This window comes from Pedobacter cryoconitis (assembly GCF_014200605.1).
GTDB lineage: Bacteria > Bacteroidota > Bacteroidia > Sphingobacteriales > Sphingobacteriaceae > Pedobacter > Pedobacter cryoconitis_B.
Window position 1 is genome coordinate 1,371,078 of the sequence record NZ_JACHCE010000001.1, and the last position, 17,846, is coordinate 1,388,923.

At 38.9% G+C, this 17,846-nt stretch carries 14 protein-coding genes; 10 read left to right on the forward strand and 4 right to left on the reverse strand.

The genetic code is table 11. From position 1 onward, the window contains the following. The first annotated feature begins 16 nt into the window (after positions 1–16). The 3 genes from HDE68_RS05635 (at position 17) to HDE68_RS05645 (ending at position 6,034) form a co-directional block, all read left to right on the forward strand. A complete protein-coding gene (locus HDE68_RS05635; RefSeq protein ID WP_260171628.1) occupies positions 17–4,861 on the forward strand; it encodes a chemotaxis protein CheB in 4,845 nt (1,614 codons plus the stop codon). Continuing rightward, complete coding sequence (locus HDE68_RS05640; RefSeq protein ID WP_183879730.1) at positions 4,851–5,444, forward strand: Crp/Fnr family transcriptional regulator; 594 nt, start codon at positions 4,851–4,853, stop codon at positions 5,442–5,444. The genes HDE68_RS05635 and HDE68_RS05640 overlap by 11 nt, the downstream gene beginning before the upstream one ends. Before the next feature lie 149 nt (positions 5,445–5,593). After that, positions 5,594–6,034: an SRPBCC domain-containing protein gene (locus HDE68_RS05645; RefSeq protein WP_183879731.1), complete on the forward strand. Its 441-nt coding sequence runs from the start codon at positions 5,594–5,596 to the stop codon at positions 6,032–6,034. Positions 6,035–6,041: 7 nt separating this feature from the next. Here the strand turns inward: HDE68_RS05645 and HDE68_RS05650 are convergent, their stop codons facing one another. After that, entirely contained in the window at positions 6,042–6,461 is a 420-nt protein-coding gene (locus HDE68_RS05650; RefSeq protein ID WP_183879732.1) for a hypothetical protein, read from the reverse strand. A gap of 120 nt (positions 6,462–6,581) precedes the next feature. On the opposite strand from HDE68_RS05650, the gene HDE68_RS05655 reads away from it, so the two are divergent. The 7 genes from HDE68_RS05655 to HDE68_RS05685 all read left to right on the forward strand — a co-directional run bounded on the left by HDE68_RS05655 (position 6,582) and on the right by HDE68_RS05685 (position 12,753). Next, positions 6,582–6,905: an ArsR/SmtB family transcription factor gene (locus HDE68_RS05655; protein WP_183879733.1), complete on the forward strand. Its 324-nt coding sequence runs from the start codon at positions 6,582–6,584 to the stop codon at positions 6,903–6,905. A gap of 5 nt (positions 6,906–6,910) precedes the next feature. Beyond that, positions 6,911–7,387, forward strand: a complete 477-nt coding sequence (locus HDE68_RS05660) for an SRPBCC domain-containing protein (protein ID WP_183879734.1) — start codon at positions 6,911–6,913, stop codon at positions 7,385–7,387. 73 nt (positions 7,388–7,460) lie between these two features. Beyond that, positions 7,461–8,048, forward strand: a complete 588-nt coding sequence (locus HDE68_RS05665; protein WP_183879735.1) for a YdeI/OmpD-associated family protein — start codon at positions 7,461–7,463, stop codon at positions 8,046–8,048. Between the two features lie 471 nt (positions 8,049–8,519). Beyond that, entirely contained in the window at positions 8,520–9,578 is a 1,059-nt protein-coding gene (locus HDE68_RS05670; RefSeq protein ID WP_183879736.1) for a TauD/TfdA family dioxygenase, read from the forward strand. A 57-nt stretch (positions 9,579–9,635) separates the two neighbouring features. Next, a complete protein-coding gene (locus HDE68_RS05675) occupies positions 9,636–10,805 on the forward strand; it encodes a TauD/TfdA family dioxygenase (protein ID WP_183879738.1) in 1,170 nt (389 codons plus the stop codon). Between the two features lie 36 nt (positions 10,806–10,841). Next, positions 10,842–11,414 carry an HD domain-containing protein gene (locus HDE68_RS05680; protein WP_183879739.1) on the forward strand — a complete coding sequence of 191 codons (573 nt, stop codon included), beginning with the start codon at positions 10,842–10,844 and terminating at the stop codon, positions 11,412–11,414. A 4-nt stretch (positions 11,415–11,418) separates the two neighbouring features. Continuing rightward, positions 11,419–12,753 (forward strand): DUF5690 family protein, encoded by a 1,335-nt coding sequence (locus HDE68_RS05685; RefSeq protein ID WP_183879741.1) that lies wholly within the window; start codon positions 11,419–11,421, stop codon positions 12,751–12,753. A gap of 61 nt (positions 12,754–12,814) precedes the next feature. On the opposite strand, the gene HDE68_RS05690 is transcribed toward HDE68_RS05685, so the two are convergent. Genes HDE68_RS05690 through HDE68_RS05700 form a run of 3 tightly spaced genes read right to left on the reverse strand, consistent with a single transcriptional unit; the run spans position 12,815 to position 17,670 of the window. Continuing rightward, positions 12,815–13,372, reverse strand: a complete 558-nt coding sequence (locus HDE68_RS05690; protein ID WP_183879743.1) for a histidine phosphatase family protein — start codon at positions 13,370–13,372, stop codon at positions 12,815–12,817. Between the two features lie 21 nt (positions 13,373–13,393). Then, positions 13,394–14,818 carry a hypothetical protein gene (locus HDE68_RS05695; protein ID WP_183879745.1) on the reverse strand — a complete coding sequence of 475 codons (1,425 nt, stop codon included), beginning with the start codon at positions 14,816–14,818 and terminating at the stop codon, positions 13,394–13,396. 26 nt (positions 14,819–14,844) lie between these two features. After that, the gene (locus HDE68_RS05700) at positions 14,845–17,670 is read right to left on the reverse strand and encodes a TonB-dependent receptor (RefSeq protein ID WP_183879747.1); all 2,826 of its coding nucleotides are present in this window, start codon (positions 17,668–17,670) and stop codon (positions 14,845–14,847) included. Between the last annotated feature and the right edge of the window lie 176 nt (positions 17,671–17,846).

Consider the following 17,846-nt stretch of genomic DNA (forward strand, 5'->3'; position numbering starts at 1 on the left):
AAGAAAAAAAATAGAGATGGAGACTGGTATGCAGGATCACAACAATACTAATTATTTAAAGGGTGATGATAAATATATTGTTGCTATAGGTGCTTCTGCAGGTGGATTAGAGGCTATTCATGAATTTTTTGACAACATGCCTCAAAGTTCGGATTTCGCCTTTGTTGTTATTCAGCACCTTTCCTCAGAGCATAAAAGCCTGTTGGTAGAACTGGTCTCTAAACATACACAGATGAAGGTCATTGAGGCGGCCCATGATATGGCTATTCAACAGGGCTTTGTCTATATTATACCTAATAATAAGCTGATGACAGTCAGCAACGGGCGGTTAAAACTTGCCGATAAGTCAAAGCTTAAAGCGCCCAACATGGCAATTGATATGTTCCTGCATACACTGGCCAAAGACAAGAAGGAAAAAGCTATCGCAATTATTCTTTCTGGTACAGGTACAGATGGTACAAAAGGAATTCAAAGTATCAAGGAGCAGGGGGGGATGGTTTTAGTCCAGGACCCTTTAACTGCAAAGTTTGATGGAATGCCTAACAGTGCGATTGCAATGGGAGAAGTTGATCATATTCTTTCTCCTGCCAAAATGTACCAGGAATTATTTAACTATGTCAATGAAGATCCTTTAGAAATACTGGATCACAACCATATTGATGAAGGCATGCTCGATGTCATCTTCAAAATGGTGCATGAACAGAGTGGTAATAATTTTAATCTTTATAAAACACCGACTATCATCAGGCGTATTGGCCGCAGGATGAATGAAAATGGTATAAATACGCTGGAAACTTATATCGGGTATTTAAAAGAGAACCTAAATGAAGTAAAAATACTTGGACAGGACTTTTTAATTGGCGTAACTCAGTTTTTCAGGGATAAGGATCATTTTGACTATTTAGAAAAGAAGGTGATACCTGATATCATTAATAGCAAGAAGGAAAGAGAGATCTTAAAAGTATGGGTTTGTGCCTGCAGTACAGGTCAGGAGGCCTATTCTATTGCTATTCTGATTAATGAGTGCCTGGAAAAAGCTGGTAAAACTATGGAAGTGAAAGTTTTCGCTACCGATATAGACCCTAAAAGTATAGAAATAGCTTCCAAAAACCAATATCCGCAAAATATCAGAAAGGAAGTGCCGGTCGCATTGTTTAAAAAATACTTTATTCAGGAAGGTAACTTTTATAGTGTAAGCCCTGCAATCAGAAAACAATTGGTTTTTGTAAAACATGATGTCATCAAATCACCTCCCTTTATTAAGAATGACCTGGTGAGCTGCCGGAATATGCTGATTTATATGAATAAAGCATTGCAGGAAAAAGTACTTTCTACTTTGCATTTCTCATTAAATAAAGGTGGTTATTTATTTTTGGGATCCAGTGAAACTGCTAACATTCTAAAGGGCGGGATATCTGAAACCGCAGATAAATGGAAAATTTATCAAAAATCGGGCGCTATTAACTATTCATCTTTTAATACCTATAATACTTCCGGAAGACTATTAATTTCAGAAGAAAAAAATGGGAAACCCCTGCAAGAGCCTCCTCAGAGTCATTTCGAAAAGCGTTTCAATAAATTTATAATAGATGAGCTTGGTTATGCTGGTATATTCATTGATAAAGGATATATAATTAAAGAAGTTATAGGCAACTATAAGAACTTTTTATCCCTTCCAGATCAGAAAATTGAGTTAAATATTCTGAAAATGGTTCCTAAAGAAGTATCCGTTGTATTGAATACTGCTTTAAGAAAAGTCTGGAAAGAAAATGTGCCGGTGCATTTAAACAGGCTCAGGATAAATCGCAATGAAATATCGTTGCTGCTTAATATATCTATTCAGCCACCTGATGAAGCCGGATATACCATGTTATCTTTTACACAGCATGTAGCTGATAGTATTCCTGATAAAGAGGATTCCAATACATCCCCTTTATCATCAGAGCAGTATGATGAATATGTATTTGAACTGGAAGCAGAGCTGAATGAAAGCAGGAGCAATCTTCAGCTGGCTATGGAAGAGATGGAGACGACTAACGAAGAACTCCAGTCTACTAACGAAGAATTGCTTTCGGCCAATGAGGAACTGCAATCCGGAAACGAAGAGCTGCAATCATTGAATGAAGAGCTTTATACGTTAAATACAGAGCATCAGGTCAAGATTAAAGAACTGGTTGAGTTGAATGATGACCTGGATAATTATTTCAGGAGTACAGATATTGGCCAGGTATTTCTGGATGCAAATCTTTATATCCGTAAATTTAATGCAGCTGCGATTCATATCATCAACATGATTGATGCTGATATTGGCCGTTCTTTTGTACAGATTTCTAACAATCTGATTGCAGAAAACCTGATTACAGATGTAAGTTCCGTTTTATCAGGCACAGCCATGATAGAGAAAGAAGTTACTTTAAAAAATGGTAAAAGAAGCCTGATGAGGATTATGCCTTATGTGCGTAAGGATAAAAAAAGAGATGGGGTAGTGATCACTTTTGTTGATATTTCGCATATTACTGAGCTAAACAATATCATTTCAGGTGTTTTCAATGCCAGTCTGAATGGGATACTTGCTTTCACAACAGTACGCAATAAAGAAGGTGTTATTATTGACTTTAAATGTACATCGTTCAATGATTCGGCTTTAAGGCTACTTCAAAAAGATAAGGCCGAGCTGGATCATGCATTATTAGTTAAACAGCTTCCTGTATTGATCCAGGGAAATCTGTTTAATAAGTATGTAAGCCTGATAGAAAAAGGGAAAAATCTGGAAACTGAATTTCAGGACTTGCAAAACAGATGGTATAAAATTGTAGCTGTAAAAATGGCTGATGGTTTTGTAGCCACCCTGACAGATATTACAGATCAGAAGGCTGCAGAAGACAGGTTAAAGAAGAATTACAATGAGTTGATTGTTGCAAGGGAGAGTTTGAAAGACCTCAATACCGGACTTGAACTTAAAGTCGCTGAGCGTACCAGGGAACTGTCTGAAAGTGAAGAGCGTTTTAGCCAGGTTTCCATGGCAACCAATGATACCATCTGGGACTGGAGCCTTGTTCAGAATACGATCTGGAGGAGTAATAATTTCAATTCCATGTTTGGTTATGAGTCTGGCCTGGAGAATGGTAATATTAGTTTTTGGTTTGAGCGTATCCATCCTGAAGATAGAAAAGCTGTTCAGGATAGTGTGTACGATGCAATCAACAGCAATAAAAAACAATGGTCTGCACAATACAGAGTGAAGAAATCTGATGGAAGTTATGCTGTTATCCTGGATCGCGGATCAATTATGTATGATGACTTTGACACCCCATACCGGATGGTTGGCTCTATGGTTGATGTGACAAAATTAATCGAAACCGAAGCTAAACTTACCTCGAGTGAAGAGAAATTCGAGAAGGTATTTCATTCCAATATGATCGGGATGATGTTTTCTAATATTGATACCGGATTAATTGCGGATGCAAATGACGTTTTTCTGAGAATGATTGGTTATGGAAAAGATGACCTGAACGATGGCCTGGACTGGGCTATAATCACACCTCCGGAATATAATCATGTGACTGAAGAAGCAATTTTAAGATTAAAAACAGAGGGTGTCTGTCCACCTTACGAAAAAGAGTATATACGTAAAGATGGCAGCCGTATTTTTGTAATGATAGGATCAGCATTATTAGGTAAAGGAGCCGAAGCGGTTACTTATGTAATTGATATATCAGAACAGAAAGTTGCTGAACAAAGAAGGGCTGAGCTTCAAAAAATGATCAAAGAACAGCAGGAAGAGTTTCACAGGATCTTTAAAAATGCGCCTGCATTAATTACTATCCGCAGAGGAAACGAGCTGGTTTATGAGTTTACCAATAATAAATTTAATGAGTTTGTTGGTACTGATGATTTTATAGGAAAAACTTCGGCAGCGGCTCATCCTAAATACTTGAATTCACCAATAGCAGAAATTGAACAGCAGGTGCTGAAAAGTGGGGAAACCTATATTGCAAAATCTTTCAATATAAAATATAAGCATGCTGATCAGCAGGTTAGAGAACATTGGTTTGACTTTACATTTATTCCTGTTTATACAGAAAATGGTAAAGTTGATGGGATTGCATTTTTTGGTTTTGATGTGACTGATTTACTAAAAGCACAGCAAACAACCAAAGAACTGATGCATAAAAAGGATGAGTTCATGAGTATTGCAAGCCATGAACTAAAGACCCCGATTACCAGCATCAAAGGGTTTTTGCAGTTGGCTTTAAGAACTGCAGAGAAAAGTCAGCAGAATAGACAAATGTTAACCCTCATTGGAAAGGCCGAAAAACAGATTGGCAATTTAACTTCTCTTGTCAATGACTTACTGGATGTAACCAAGATACAGGCTGGGAAAATGCAGTTTAATTACGCTTATTTTAACGTTAAAAGTGCTTTAGAAGAGTGTATCGATGATATCAGGCATACTGAAGACTATGAAATTGTAATCAATCATATCGATGATATCGAGGTTTTTGGAGATCAGCACAGAATAGAACAGGTTGTCAATAATTTCTTGTCAAATGCTATTAAATACTCTCCAAAATGCAGAACTGCTATGGTATATACAGAATTAATAGGTGACGATTTAAGGGTCACAGTTAAAGATTTTGGTATTGGTATACCTCAGGACAAGCTTGAAAATGTATTTGATCGCTTTTTTAGAGTAGATGCTGTTTCGTCTATGTTTTCTGGTTTAGGCCTGGGGCTTTATATTTGTGCAGAGATCATTAACAGGCATGGCGGTCAGATAGGGGTGAACAGTATTGAAAACGAAGGATCTGAATTCTGGTTTCAGATCCCGGTAAAAGCAAGAGAAAACCATGAGCAGTAGTGTAACGGAAACAGAGGCTGTAAAAGAGCTTCAAAAGTATATTATTTCTTACTTTGGCGATCTTAAAAGTGATGAACTGGAGACTATTAGTTCGTTTTTCAGGCTTGAACTTCTTAAAAAAGGTGACTATTTTCTGAAAACAGGAAGGTCACCGGACAAAATGAGTTTTGTACAATCAGGCCTGCTGAGGGTTTTTGCAATCACAGCTGATAAAGAAGTTACGCAATGGATCTCCACAAAAGGATATTTTATCACAGATCTTGCCGGTTTTATTTTTGACCAGCCTGCCCGCTGGACAATTCAGGCATTGACAGATATAGTTTTATATACGATCAGTAAAGAGGATTATAATAAAATAGGAAAGATAGTGCCCAGATGGCAGGAATTTGAGAAGCTATTCATTACCAGATGTTTTACGACACTGGAGGACCGTGTTTTTACACATCTTTCTATGACAGCCGAAGAAAGGTATCATCTTTTCTTTGAAAATAATAAGGAACTTTTTAACCAGGTCCCTTTACAATATATTGCTTCTATGTTAGGCATGACGCCTGAGACCTTTAGCAGGATCAGAAAAAAATAACTATTTCTTGATTTTTATCAAGGGTGTTTTATTCTTTATTAAAGACCTTTGAATAGGGTTATTTAATCATGTAACAACATGAAAACACCGAAGATTATTTATTCAAAAATATCCTGAGGTGTTTTAACCTTTATTTTAAACTTCTCCTGATGACAAAAGAAATTAAAACTGAAATTCTAATCAACGCAACACCGCAAAAAGTCTGGACAGTACTGGTTGATTTTGATAATTATCCAAAATGGAACCCCTTTATTAAAATGCTCAAAGGTGATATTAAAGTCGGTCAGCAGATTACTGTACAAATTGCACCTCCTGAGGCAAAAGGTATGACTTTTAAACCGAAAGTGCTTGCCTTTGACCGCAATAAAGAATTTAAATGGATCGGAAGATTATTGTTTCCCGGGATCTTTGACGGGGAACACAAATTTGAGCTTGTTGACAATGGAAATGGGACTACAACCTTTATTCAGAGTGAAAAATTCAAGGGTGTGCTGGTTACTTTCTTGAAAAAACAACTTGATAACAATACAAAAAGGGGTTTTGAGCTGATGAATGAGAAAGTGAAAGAGCAGGCTGAGCAAATTTTATAATACACTATTATCTATTTAAATTATAATATTCATCTGTATATATGGTTTCAAAGCCATTGTATGCAGATTTTTTTTTGATGCACAATCCCTTTTGATAACCTGCACTGGTCAGGCTATCTGCAATAAATTGAAAATTACATCCCGGAGGCTTGATGATTAAGGTGAGTTCGTAACTGAAAACTTCATCATTCCTGGCCGGAGCAGGCTCAATTTTTACTGAAACCGGATATATTTCAATTCTTGCTTCCTTAATCAATAAATTGTTATCATTTAAGGATTCATTGATAATATAACTGATGTTTTCATCCCAGGTCTCGTCGAGATTATCCGGTCCGTTATATTCAGAAAGGACTGATACGGGAAATTCAATTTTAATTTCGATTGGTTGCCCGTAGCCGATGTCCAGTTGTGTCTTTGCTGTACTCATATAAACCTGTTTTTATGAATTCAATAAGTTGTATATTCCTTGCGGGGCAAAATAAAAAAATATAAAAACATTTGTGTAGTTAAATGACTACGTTTATATTTGTAGTCAAATAGCTACATAATGAATTTAAGAAGAGATGTATTTCAGGCCATAGCGGACCCAACCAGAAGGGCTATATTGATTTTAGTGGCCACACAAGCTATGACAGCTGGGGCGATAGCTTCAAACTTTGATACCGCAAGGCCGACAGTCTCCAAACACCTGCAAATACTTACCGAATGTGAATTGCTTGAACAGGAGCAAAATGGCAGAGAAATTTACTATCATTTGAATCCTGAAAAATTCAGGGAGATAGCAGAATTTATTGAACCATTTCGTCAAATGTGGGATGACAGGTTCAATAAACTGGAATCTATAATGGAAAAATATAAACCAAAAAAATAAATGGTATGGAACAGAAAACAAAAATCAATGCCGAAGACGGTAAACAGGAAATTGTCATTACAAGGGATTTTGATTTGCCATTGGAATTACTTTTCAGAGCATATACAGAAGCTGAAATTGTAGCGCAGTGGATGGGAACAAAAGTGCTGAAACTGGAAAGTAAAAAGAATGGCAGCTGGCAATTTGAAACCTCAGATGCTCAGGGAAATGTGGTATTCAGTGCAAACGGTGTAATCCATGAATTTATTCCGAACCAGAAAATCACAAGGACATTTGAAATGGGAAATTCGCCTTTTGGTGTCCAGCTTGAATTCCTGAACTTTGAAAAAGTTACCGGAGATACCAGCAAGCTTAATATGCATGTTATCTATGAATCAGTTGCACAAAGAGATCAGTTATTGAAATTGCCATTTGCTCAGGGATTGAATATGGCGCATAAGCGTTTAGAAGATATCGCAGGTAAATTAAAATATCAATTATAATTGTTAGCCCTGACTGTGGTATCCTGGTATTTCAGGCCTTGGACAGAAAATTTATTTAAGTTAATTTTAAGCTATGAGCGGTACGAATCCTAAAGTTGATTTTTATTTTACTAAAGCTAAAAAGTGGCAGCAGGAGCTGGATCAATTGAGAAAGATCATGCTTGACACCGGGCTGTCTGAAGAATTGAAATGGGGTGTTCCCTGTTACACACTTCAAAAAAGTAACATCGTTTTAATGCATGTATTTAAGGAATACTGTGCGCTTTTATTTTTCAAAGGCGCTTTATTAAATGATGCCAATGGGATTCTAATCCGGCAAACGGAAAATACCCAGTCCGCAAGGCAGATCCGGTTTACTAACATCCGGGAAATATTTGATTTGGAGCCCCTTATTATATCCTATATTGATGAAGCCATTGCTATAGAAAAAGCAGGTTTAAAGGTGGATTTCAAAAAAAGTACGGAGCTTATATATCCAGAAGAATTTCAAAATAAACTGGATCAGATCCCTGCCCTGAAAACTGCTTTCGAAGCATTAACGCCTGGAAGACAAAAAGCATATCATCTTTATTTTTCTGCGGCTAAACAGGCTAAAACCCGGGAGTCGAGGGTAGAAAAATATATACCGCAGATTCTTAGCGGAAAAGGGTTAGATGATTAAGCAGGGGGCCTGAAAAAGCTCATCAAAATATTTAAGATCTGATCAGTCTTACCTTTTTCTGATAAGACTGATTATTTTAAGATCCTTGTAGATGCAGAGGAAGGGATCGAACCTTCTATTGCCGCCATAATTCAGCGCCCTGCGTTTGAGAGTAGCACTTGTACTTCGCTGCAAAGATAGAAGTCATATTAATAAATAAAGGGTGTAAGTGATTATTTAACAATACCTTAATATACGCTATTAAATCTCTTTCAGTCAGATAATGAAAAATGAACCTGATGTTACAGCTGTATTAATTTATTGGCTTTTTTAAGCCTTTTTTCTTTGTTGTACAGGGGCAAACCTTGCTCTTTTTATCTTTAATTCTCTGTTTTTTCTTAACAAAGAGCTATAATACATAACCTGATGTTAAATTCCTGATAACACTATTTACTGAGTTTTACCACAGTAAATAGTGTTGACCGGTTCATTATGGAGAAATATAGTATAATTAGTTATCTGGCGGACAAAGATGCACTCACTGTCCAATGGGCGGACGGTCATACCAGTGTGTTCTATTATATTTATTTAAGGGATAACTGTCCTTCTTTGCAGAATATTCATGAAAACGGACAGAAGATAACAGAAACTGCGCAACTGGACCCGGATATAAGGCCGGCATATACCGAACTGATAAAAAATGAGACTATAGCCCCATATGATTTTCTAACTATAGTATGGGAAAGGGACGGGCATGAAAGTAATTTTTCTGCCGGATGGCTGCGTGATCATTGTCTTTCAAAACAGGAAATCGAAAAGCGTAAAGCCAGAAATGAGCTTTTTGAACCCATTGAACTATGGGATAGTACATTAGGTATTGGTGTCCCTCAGGCAGAATATCATCAGGTCAATGAAGATAAAACTTCCTTAACAGTCTGGTTAGAATATGTGCGCCGTTATGGATTTGCAGTATTGAATAATCTGGCCAGTACCTCACTGGCGTTAAGTCCGCGTACAGATAATCCATATCGGGACCCGGCCCCTACATTGCAATTATTGCATTGTCTGCAAAATGAAGTACAGGGAGGGGACACCATCGTCGCAGACGGTTTTAAAGTTGCGACAATGCTCAGAACAGCACATCCCGGTCTTTTTGAATTACTGAGTACTATTCCTGTAAATTTTCGTTTTCGGGACAAAGACCACTGGATTGAACGAAAGGTAACTATTATAGGTCTTAACCCGCAAAAGGAGCTCCATTCTTTGAGATTCAATAACAGGTCTATACAGGCTTTTGAGATGGATAATGAACTTATCCCGCAGTTTTATCGTGCCTATCAGACATTTGCGCGGATGCTTGACGACCCGGCTTATCAGGTGAGATTCAAGATGATACCCGGTCAGCTTTTTATAGCAGATAATGAGCGTATCCTTCACGGGCGGACAAGCTTTGATCGTAAAGAGGGGAAAAGACATCTTCAGGGGACTTATGCAGACAGAGACGGTCTGCTGAGCAAGCTAAGAATACTGAAGCAGGAATTGAACCCCTGACAGGCAGGTATGAATTTTATCAGGATTATATAAAATAACAAAAGCAAATCAATTATTATGAGCATAGAAACACACATTGAAAAAGTAGTTGAAACCCCAGGCATACTCGTTGTTTATTGGGCAAATGGAGAAGTATCAAATTATCCATATTTATATCTGCGTGATAACTGTCCATCCTTATCAACGATACACAGCAACGGACAGAAACTGATAGAAACATCGGGCATCAACCCTGCTATAAGTCCTGAAAATACTACCCTTACAGAAGAAAATGAAGTACAGATTGACTGGAGTGGTGAAAAACACAGCAGTTTATTCAGTGCGCAATGGCTGTTTGATCATCGCCTTTCTAAAGCTGCAATTGCAGAACGCCATGCAAAGCGAAATGCAATGGATGGAAAGGTATTATGGGATGAACAGTTGAATAATAATCTTCCTGCCGGAGATTATGCGGCGGTTTCTGCCAGCAATGAAGCATTATGTGTCTGGCTGGAACAGGTTAGAAAGTATGGCTTTGCCATTTTGCGCAATGTACCTGCAGAACCGGGTATGGTCTGCAAAGTCGTATCGCTTTTTGGTTATGTAAGGGAAACTAATTATGGGAAATTATTTGATGTTAAAACAACAGTTAATCCTAATAATCTTGCCTTCACATCTCTTGGATTGAGTGCGCATACCGACAATCCATACCGGAATCCAACACCGACACTGCAACTTTTACACTGCCTGCAATCGAGTGCGGTTGGAGGAAATTCTATCGTGGTAGACGGTTTTAAAGTCATTGCCGATCTGAAAGCTCATTCTCCACAGATGTTTCATTTACTATCAACAACCCCGGTAACTTTCAGGTTTGCAGACCAATATAACCACATTAAAAGGACTGAAACTATTATTGGCCTCGATGTTTTTGGTGAAGTCAATGCTATCCGGTTCAATAACCGTTCTGTGCAGCCATTTGAAGTAGACGAAGATCATATGACTGCATTTTATGCCGCTTATCAGTACCTCGCAAAGCTGATTGATGATGAACGTTATTTTGTTCAATTCAAAATGGAGGCTTCTGATCTTTTTATAGTTGATAACGAAAGGGTTATGCATGGGCGTAGTGCTTACGACGGAACTACAGGACAAAGGTTTTTACAAGGGACATATGCCGACAGGGATGGCCTGTTAAGTAAACTCAGTGTGTTGAAACGTGATTTAGCGCGGCTTGTGAAATCAGCTTAATCAATAACAGGTTTTAAAACGGCAAACAAACTCATTATGGAACAACAGAAAATACACGATACAGTAGAATATATATTTAGCTTATATGAAGCTTACGGAGCGCATGAATATGGGGAGCGTGTCAGTATGCTCATGCACATGATGCAGTGTGCGCAGTTAGCACAACAGGCCGGTGAAGACGATGAAATTGTACTTGCAGCATTCTTCCATGACATAGGCCATTTCTTTGAAGGAGACGAGCAAATGGATATTTATGGAACACAAAATCACGATGCCCTGGGTGGGAAATGTCTGGTTAAGCTGGGTTTTCCGCAAAAGATGGCTGACCTGGTGTCAAGTCATGTGGCGGCAAAAAAATATCTTACCTACGCTGAGCCGTCTTATTATAATGAGCTTTCAGAAGCCAGTAAGATTACGCTGGAATTTCAGGGAGGCAAAATGACTGCCGAAGAAGCTGCCGAATTTGAAAAAGACCCGCTGGCACCGGTTTACGTTAAAATACGTCGTTGGGATGATCTTGGAAAAGATGCAGACAGACCCGTTCTTGCTGCCGAAGTTCAGCAAATGAAAGACTTAACATACAGCTACTTACTGAAACTAAAATCCTGAACCCATGGAGAAAATATCCCCGTTCAAAACAAGGCTCATGCAGATGCCGCAAGCCTATACCGCTGTATTATGTGCAATGGCTGCATTTTGTATTTACGTCTGTACTTATGCCTTTCGTAAGGGGTTTACTGCCGGCACTTACCTTGAAAATCAATTGTTGGGAATTGATTTCAAGGTCTGGCTTGTTATTGCTCAGGTTGGTGGTTATGCACTGAGTAAGTTTGCTGGTATCAGGTTTATTGCAGAAATAAAGCCACAGGGCAGGGGCAGGGCTATCCTTCTTTTGCTCTTTGCGGCATGGCTTTCACTTTTGGGTTTTGCTATCATTCCTGCTCCCTATAATATTGTCTGTCTGTTTATTAATGGAATACCTCTGGGTCTGATCTGGGGATTGATTTTTACTTATATTGAAGGTAGAAAGAGTGCAGAATTTATTGGGGCTGTGTTATGTACGAGCTTCATCTTCTCGTCGGGGATTATAAAAACCATAGGCCGTTTTATGATGGTGCATTGGTCTATATCCGAAAAATGGATGCCTTTTATGGTCGGACTTTTATTTGTCCTGCCGCTAATATTCTTTGTATACCTGTTAGAACAGGTGCCGCCGCCTACAGCAGAAGATATCAAACAAAGAACGCAGCGTCTGCCTATGACTGCTAAAGAACGTAAAGCCTTTGTGAAATATTTTCTGCCCGGTCTGGTTTTTAATATTGCGATCTATGTTTTACTGACCGTGATGCGGGATTTCAGGGATAACTTTGAAGTGGAGATCTGGACAGACTTTGGTTATAAAAATAACCCGGGTATCTACAGTCAGATTGATATACCAATTTCAATTGTAGTATTGCTGCTGATGTCACTCCTTATGCTGGTCAAAAAGAATTTCCTTGCTTTTAAACTTGCCCATTGCTGCATCGGTTTCGGGTTCCTGCTGATTGGTATGGGAACATGGGCACTTACCGGAGATATAATCCATAACATGACTTATATGTATATCGTTACATTAGGTCTTTACCTGGCCTATGTACCTTATTCAATTATTTTCTTTGAAAGGCTGATTGCCACTTTCAGATATAAAAGCAATGTAGGTTTTATGATTTATCTGGCAGATTCTATAGGTTATCTGGGGAGCGTCTGTATTTTGCTGTTTAAACAGTTTGGGCATACGACATTATCATGGGGCAGTTTTTTTGTACATGGAGCTGGAATCGTATCTATGATTGGCCTTACAGGGACCGGGCTTTCTTATGTTTATTTTTACAGGAAAAAGAAGGCGGGTATACCTGAAGCAGCTGATCAAACCATTGTGCTGAATTATCCGGTGGTACAATCCGGTTAATTACCCTTTTCTTCTCCGAAAAATCTAAGAGAAGAAAAGGGCTGTCTTTCAGAAAGACAATTTAAAACTCACATCCGTTAGCGGGATTTATATTTTCTTTATCCTTTTCCAGCTTCGCTATTCCATCTTTAAAAGTTACAATCCAGATACTATCATAATCATTGTCAGGCCATTTAAGGTTGTTATCCTGAATGCCTAAACTCTTAACAATAGGACTGATGCCTTTATGTTCCCATAAGATAAGTACCGTATCGGTCCTGCTTTTCAAATCGGCCGCTATCGCTAATGAATCCCTTTCCTGATGACTGCTATTGATGGTTAAATTATATTTGGCAGCCATCGGAATTATCGTTTGAAACATTCTGGAATGCTTAGTAGATTCACCAAGACCGATAGCAGGGACGAAAGTAAAAGATGGGACACCGAATTTTTTAAAAAGCACCTCTGGTAACTTCAATGATCTGTTTAATCCCTGGCAATTCAGGTTGTCTCCTTTTACAGGTTTCTCTCCATGACGGATAAATACAATTCTTAAATCATTAGACTGCGCAATGGCGGAATAAGTGCCCCATGCGGTAATTGCTAACAGGATACTTAAGAATTTGATTGTCTTTTTCATTTATATGTTTTTTATGCTGAACTAATGCTGGTTTCCTACGCCACTCAACTGATAACATCCCAGATCTGTTCCCGGTAAAGTAACTTCCGAGACTCCATAAATGCTATTCAATGGCACAACAATTAAAGGTTTAACCGTTGTATTTCCTTTCCCGATTAATGGTGAGTTGGGTTGAATTCTGAAATTGTAATTCCCAACCGCACTATACTGGGCAAGGGGATGACCGGTAGTTGGTAAAGGGAAATTCAAAAACATCGGGTTATTTTTCTGTACCACATCGCTTCCGTCATATATGGCTCCGGGGGTATAATTTGGAGGTAAATATTTTGCTGTTGAAGTGATAGCAGGGATATCCGTAGGCTGCGGTTTAGTAATATAACCCGTCGGATAAAACTGGTTGGCTACACTAACAGAATCTGCCCACTGATAGTTATTGCCATAAGATAAATGTGCAATATCTGCCGTAGGGCTACCAACCACCCGGTATCCATATTTACAATTGACAGCTACGTTATTAAAATACATGCCCATAGCGCCTTCTTCATAGTTAATTGTCCCACCGCGGCCACTCTGTACCTGGCGATATCCGCCACTTACAAAAGTATTATTGTACATCACGATATTGGTTTGCGGTGCTCCGGTTGCCTGGCCTTTATTTGACGCTTTCTGACCATTTGTAGCAGTACCTAAAAACAAGTTATAAGCCAGTGTACCAACCGTACCACCTTTCATATTGATACAATCACCACCACTAATCCCGTTTTTTTCAAACGTGTTACGGAAGATGGCAACTTTACCTGCAGAAATCCTTACCGGATCGTCCACACCACCATATAACCAGGAATCTTCCATAATAAAGTTTCCATTGTAATTGGCAAACAGAATACTGAACTGGTTTCCCAAACCAGAACCAGCAATCGTAGATGTTGCTTTACCTTCCGTTAAACCCGCATACTCGACATGCGTCCAGCGTAATACCATTAAATTACAGGTAGGGCCACCAATAATGCCTTTCCACTTGCCTGCAAAAGCAGGGTCATTTGCAGGCAATAAGCCACCTGGCTGATCATTTTTTGTAATTCCCGGCACAGTAATGAAATTCGGCTGATCTTTAGATCCATTACTCACTAATGTTCCAAGGGCAATCAGGCTGCTGCCAATTCCCATATTTAATTTCACACCTGGTTGTAGTAATAAAGTATCTCCGGCATTGATTACCAGATCGCAGCCGTCAGAAACAGTATAGGTCTTTCCTGAAAGCATTGTCCCTTTGACTGGTACAACCGTACTGCCCCCACTGCAAGAAAGCGGTTCTTTATCACTTACCGGATTCGCTGCCGGTGGTGTATAGCTGTAAATATCTGTATGTTCCTGTTTCCATTTCTGGCAACCTGTAAATGATGCAGCTGTTATCAAAAGCAGCATTATATTTAGTATTATCTTCATTTTCCTCATTTTTGAAATCTTATGGTTTAGAACTTATATCTGAATCCGCCCAGGAACATTGTTTTATAGTAATTGCTCTGCACCAGTGTCTGATCACTGATATCCTGTTTGCCTAAGAATTGCTGCTGTTTAGCATCAATACTTCCATGTGGGAATTTCAGGTATAATTTACCTGCCGCATTAGTTATATTGTTAATCTTTCCGTAGAACGACAATCTTTTGAACAGTGTTTTTTCGAATGAAAAATCAAGCTGACTGTAAGCCTGCTGATAAAAATCCAGTCCATAATAAGGTGATACCTGGAATAAGCGCTCACCGGTATAAACAAAGGCCAACTGTAGATCCAGACCTATTCTTCCACTTTTAAATAATACAGAGGCATTGCCAACATTATTTGCCTGTCCCTGTAAAGGACGTGTTTCATCTACCAGTGATTGTTGTAAACCTAAAACAGGGTCGTTGAAATAAAGCAGTTTGCTGGTTGTAATCCGTGAATGGGTATAAGTATAATTCAGGGAGAAGCCAATCTCACCAAAAAATTTAGTCACCAAAGCTTCAAAACCAAAATTTGTAGCTGCACCGGGGTCGTTCTGAGGTTTAATCACCTGCGTACTTGGCCCACCATCCCGTACTACAAAGTATTCAATAGGATTATAGATTTTTTTATAAAATGAACCTACTAAAAGCTGGTCAGACCCACCCGGAAAAAGTTCATATCTGATATCTGCATTGTCGGCGGTAATATGTTTTAAATGTGGGTTACCAACTGTGATATAAGATTCATCATCTGTTCTGTAAGGCACCTGTTCGCCAAAACCTGGTCTGCTGATAGAAGCAAAATAAGAAGCGCGTAAATTTTGATTATCCGTTAGCGCATATTTCAAATGCAGACTTGGTAATACATCGGTATAACTTACAGATCCTGCTCTTTCGGTAACTGTTACCGGCGATTCAGTCTCATAGCTCATTCTTGTGTTTTCGACCCTTACACCACCTAAAACCTGTAATTTAGGGAACAGATTAAACCTGAACTGCAGATATTCGGCATTATCATCTTCAGTTACTTTGTAATTGTTCTGCAAATCGGGATTATTACTTCCGATAGCGTCGGCAGGAGAATTGAATGCAAAAGGAATAGTATTGAAATTATCATTAAACAAGGTAGACTTGCCACCCGAAAGACTGTAAGTAATATAATCAGCCTGACGATTTTTATGGCGGTATAAGCCACCAATTGAAAACTCTACATCCCGTCCGGCTATATTGTGATTGAAAATCAAATTTCCATAACCTGCAATATCCTTGTCTGTGTTATTTTCCCAGTGATGCGTGAGTTTAGTGTTGTTGTCAATCTCATTGATGACCTGGTGATTGTTGTCCAGCGCCTGGTTGGCATCATAGCTAAATTCAGTTCTGTCGGGCATATGTCTGCTTGCTATTGAATATACAGCATCCCAGTTGAAACGTAATTTATCATTTAATCTGTGATCACCATGAAGCGTAGTATTATAGATATTCTGTTTCGTTAACGTGCTTCTGCTGGCCAGTGTGATTTGCTTGCTCAGGCCTGTAGAATTTAAACCTAAGCCCAGCGTGTCCGCGCCATATCTTGATTCAAATTCATTCTGATGAATATATAAATTGTATAATGACAATTTATTGTTTTCATCGATGACATAATCAATTTTGTTATGGATGCCTAAACGTTGAGTCTGCGTAGAATACGTCCTTTCATAAGCATCCGAGAACTGCGGTGAATTAGGTAATGGGATTGCCGATGGCTGTGCATTAGGCGTTAGTTGTTTAAAGTCTGACCCCCGGTAAATATTCTGGTAGCTTGCAGAAACAATTACACCCAGTTTACCCTTTAAAAAGCGGTCTCCAATAGTTAGCCCGGCTGTAGAACTCATTGGTGCTGATAAGTTTTTCTGACTATTGAGTGCCTTGTTATTGAAATCCTGATAGGTCGCTGCATAGCTATTTCCATTAACTGCAGCAGGAGAATTATTAACTGGAGAACCTTTAAAATGTACAAAAGGTCTGGAATCAGAGAATAACGTTGACAGCCCGCCAGAAACATTTGCACTGAATGTAAAACGATCGGGGGCACTTTTCATCACCAGGTTCATCGCCCCTCCAATGGCATCGCCTTCCATAGCTGGTGTTAAGGCTTTGATCACTTCCAGGCGTTCCAGCATTTCGGAAGGAAAGACATCCATGGGCACAAATCTGTACTTGTTGTCGGGACTTGGAATTTTGATCCCGTTAACCAGTGTTGTATTGTAACGCTGATCCATTCCGCGGATAATTGCATACCTGCCTTCTCCGCTTGCGGAACGTTGAATGGTTACCCCACTTACTCTTTGTAATGCATTAGCGACCGTTACATCCGGTAACAACTGGATCGTATTGGCCGAAAGGATATTCTGGATCATAGGCGCATTTTTTTCCAGTCCGCGTGCAGAGTGGTCACTTTCTTTATTGCTATGCCCAACAATATTGGTTTCATTCATTTCAATGCTTGCATCCTGCAGGTTCACGACAATAAACCTTGTCTGGCCACTGCTCAGTGTTCCTTCAAATACTTCTGACTGCTTATAGCCAACAAAATTTACCCAAAGTTTGTAAGCCCCCAGTCTCATATGGTCTAATAGAAATTTACCTTGTAAATTGGTAGACACAGTTTTTGTTGATTTACCTTGTACCAGGGTGATTGAGGCACCCATCATTGGTTCATCAGATTTGGAGTCTTTTACCTTTACGTCGAGCGTTTGTGCGCTCAAACTAGTTGTAAACAGCATTCCAACAAACAGAAATAATAATAATTTGTAGAATAAGTAAGGGTGTTTCATGAAGGGGTGTTTAAAAATTTATGCAAAGAGAGCAGTTGAATTCTGAAGGAAATCTGTGTTATCGAAAGATTGGATAAGCAGTAACTTAATGATAATACTGGCTTAATATAGCTATGACAATCCGGGTCTGTTTTCTTTGTTAACTACAAATTCTATCCAGAATTGAATGGTAACTA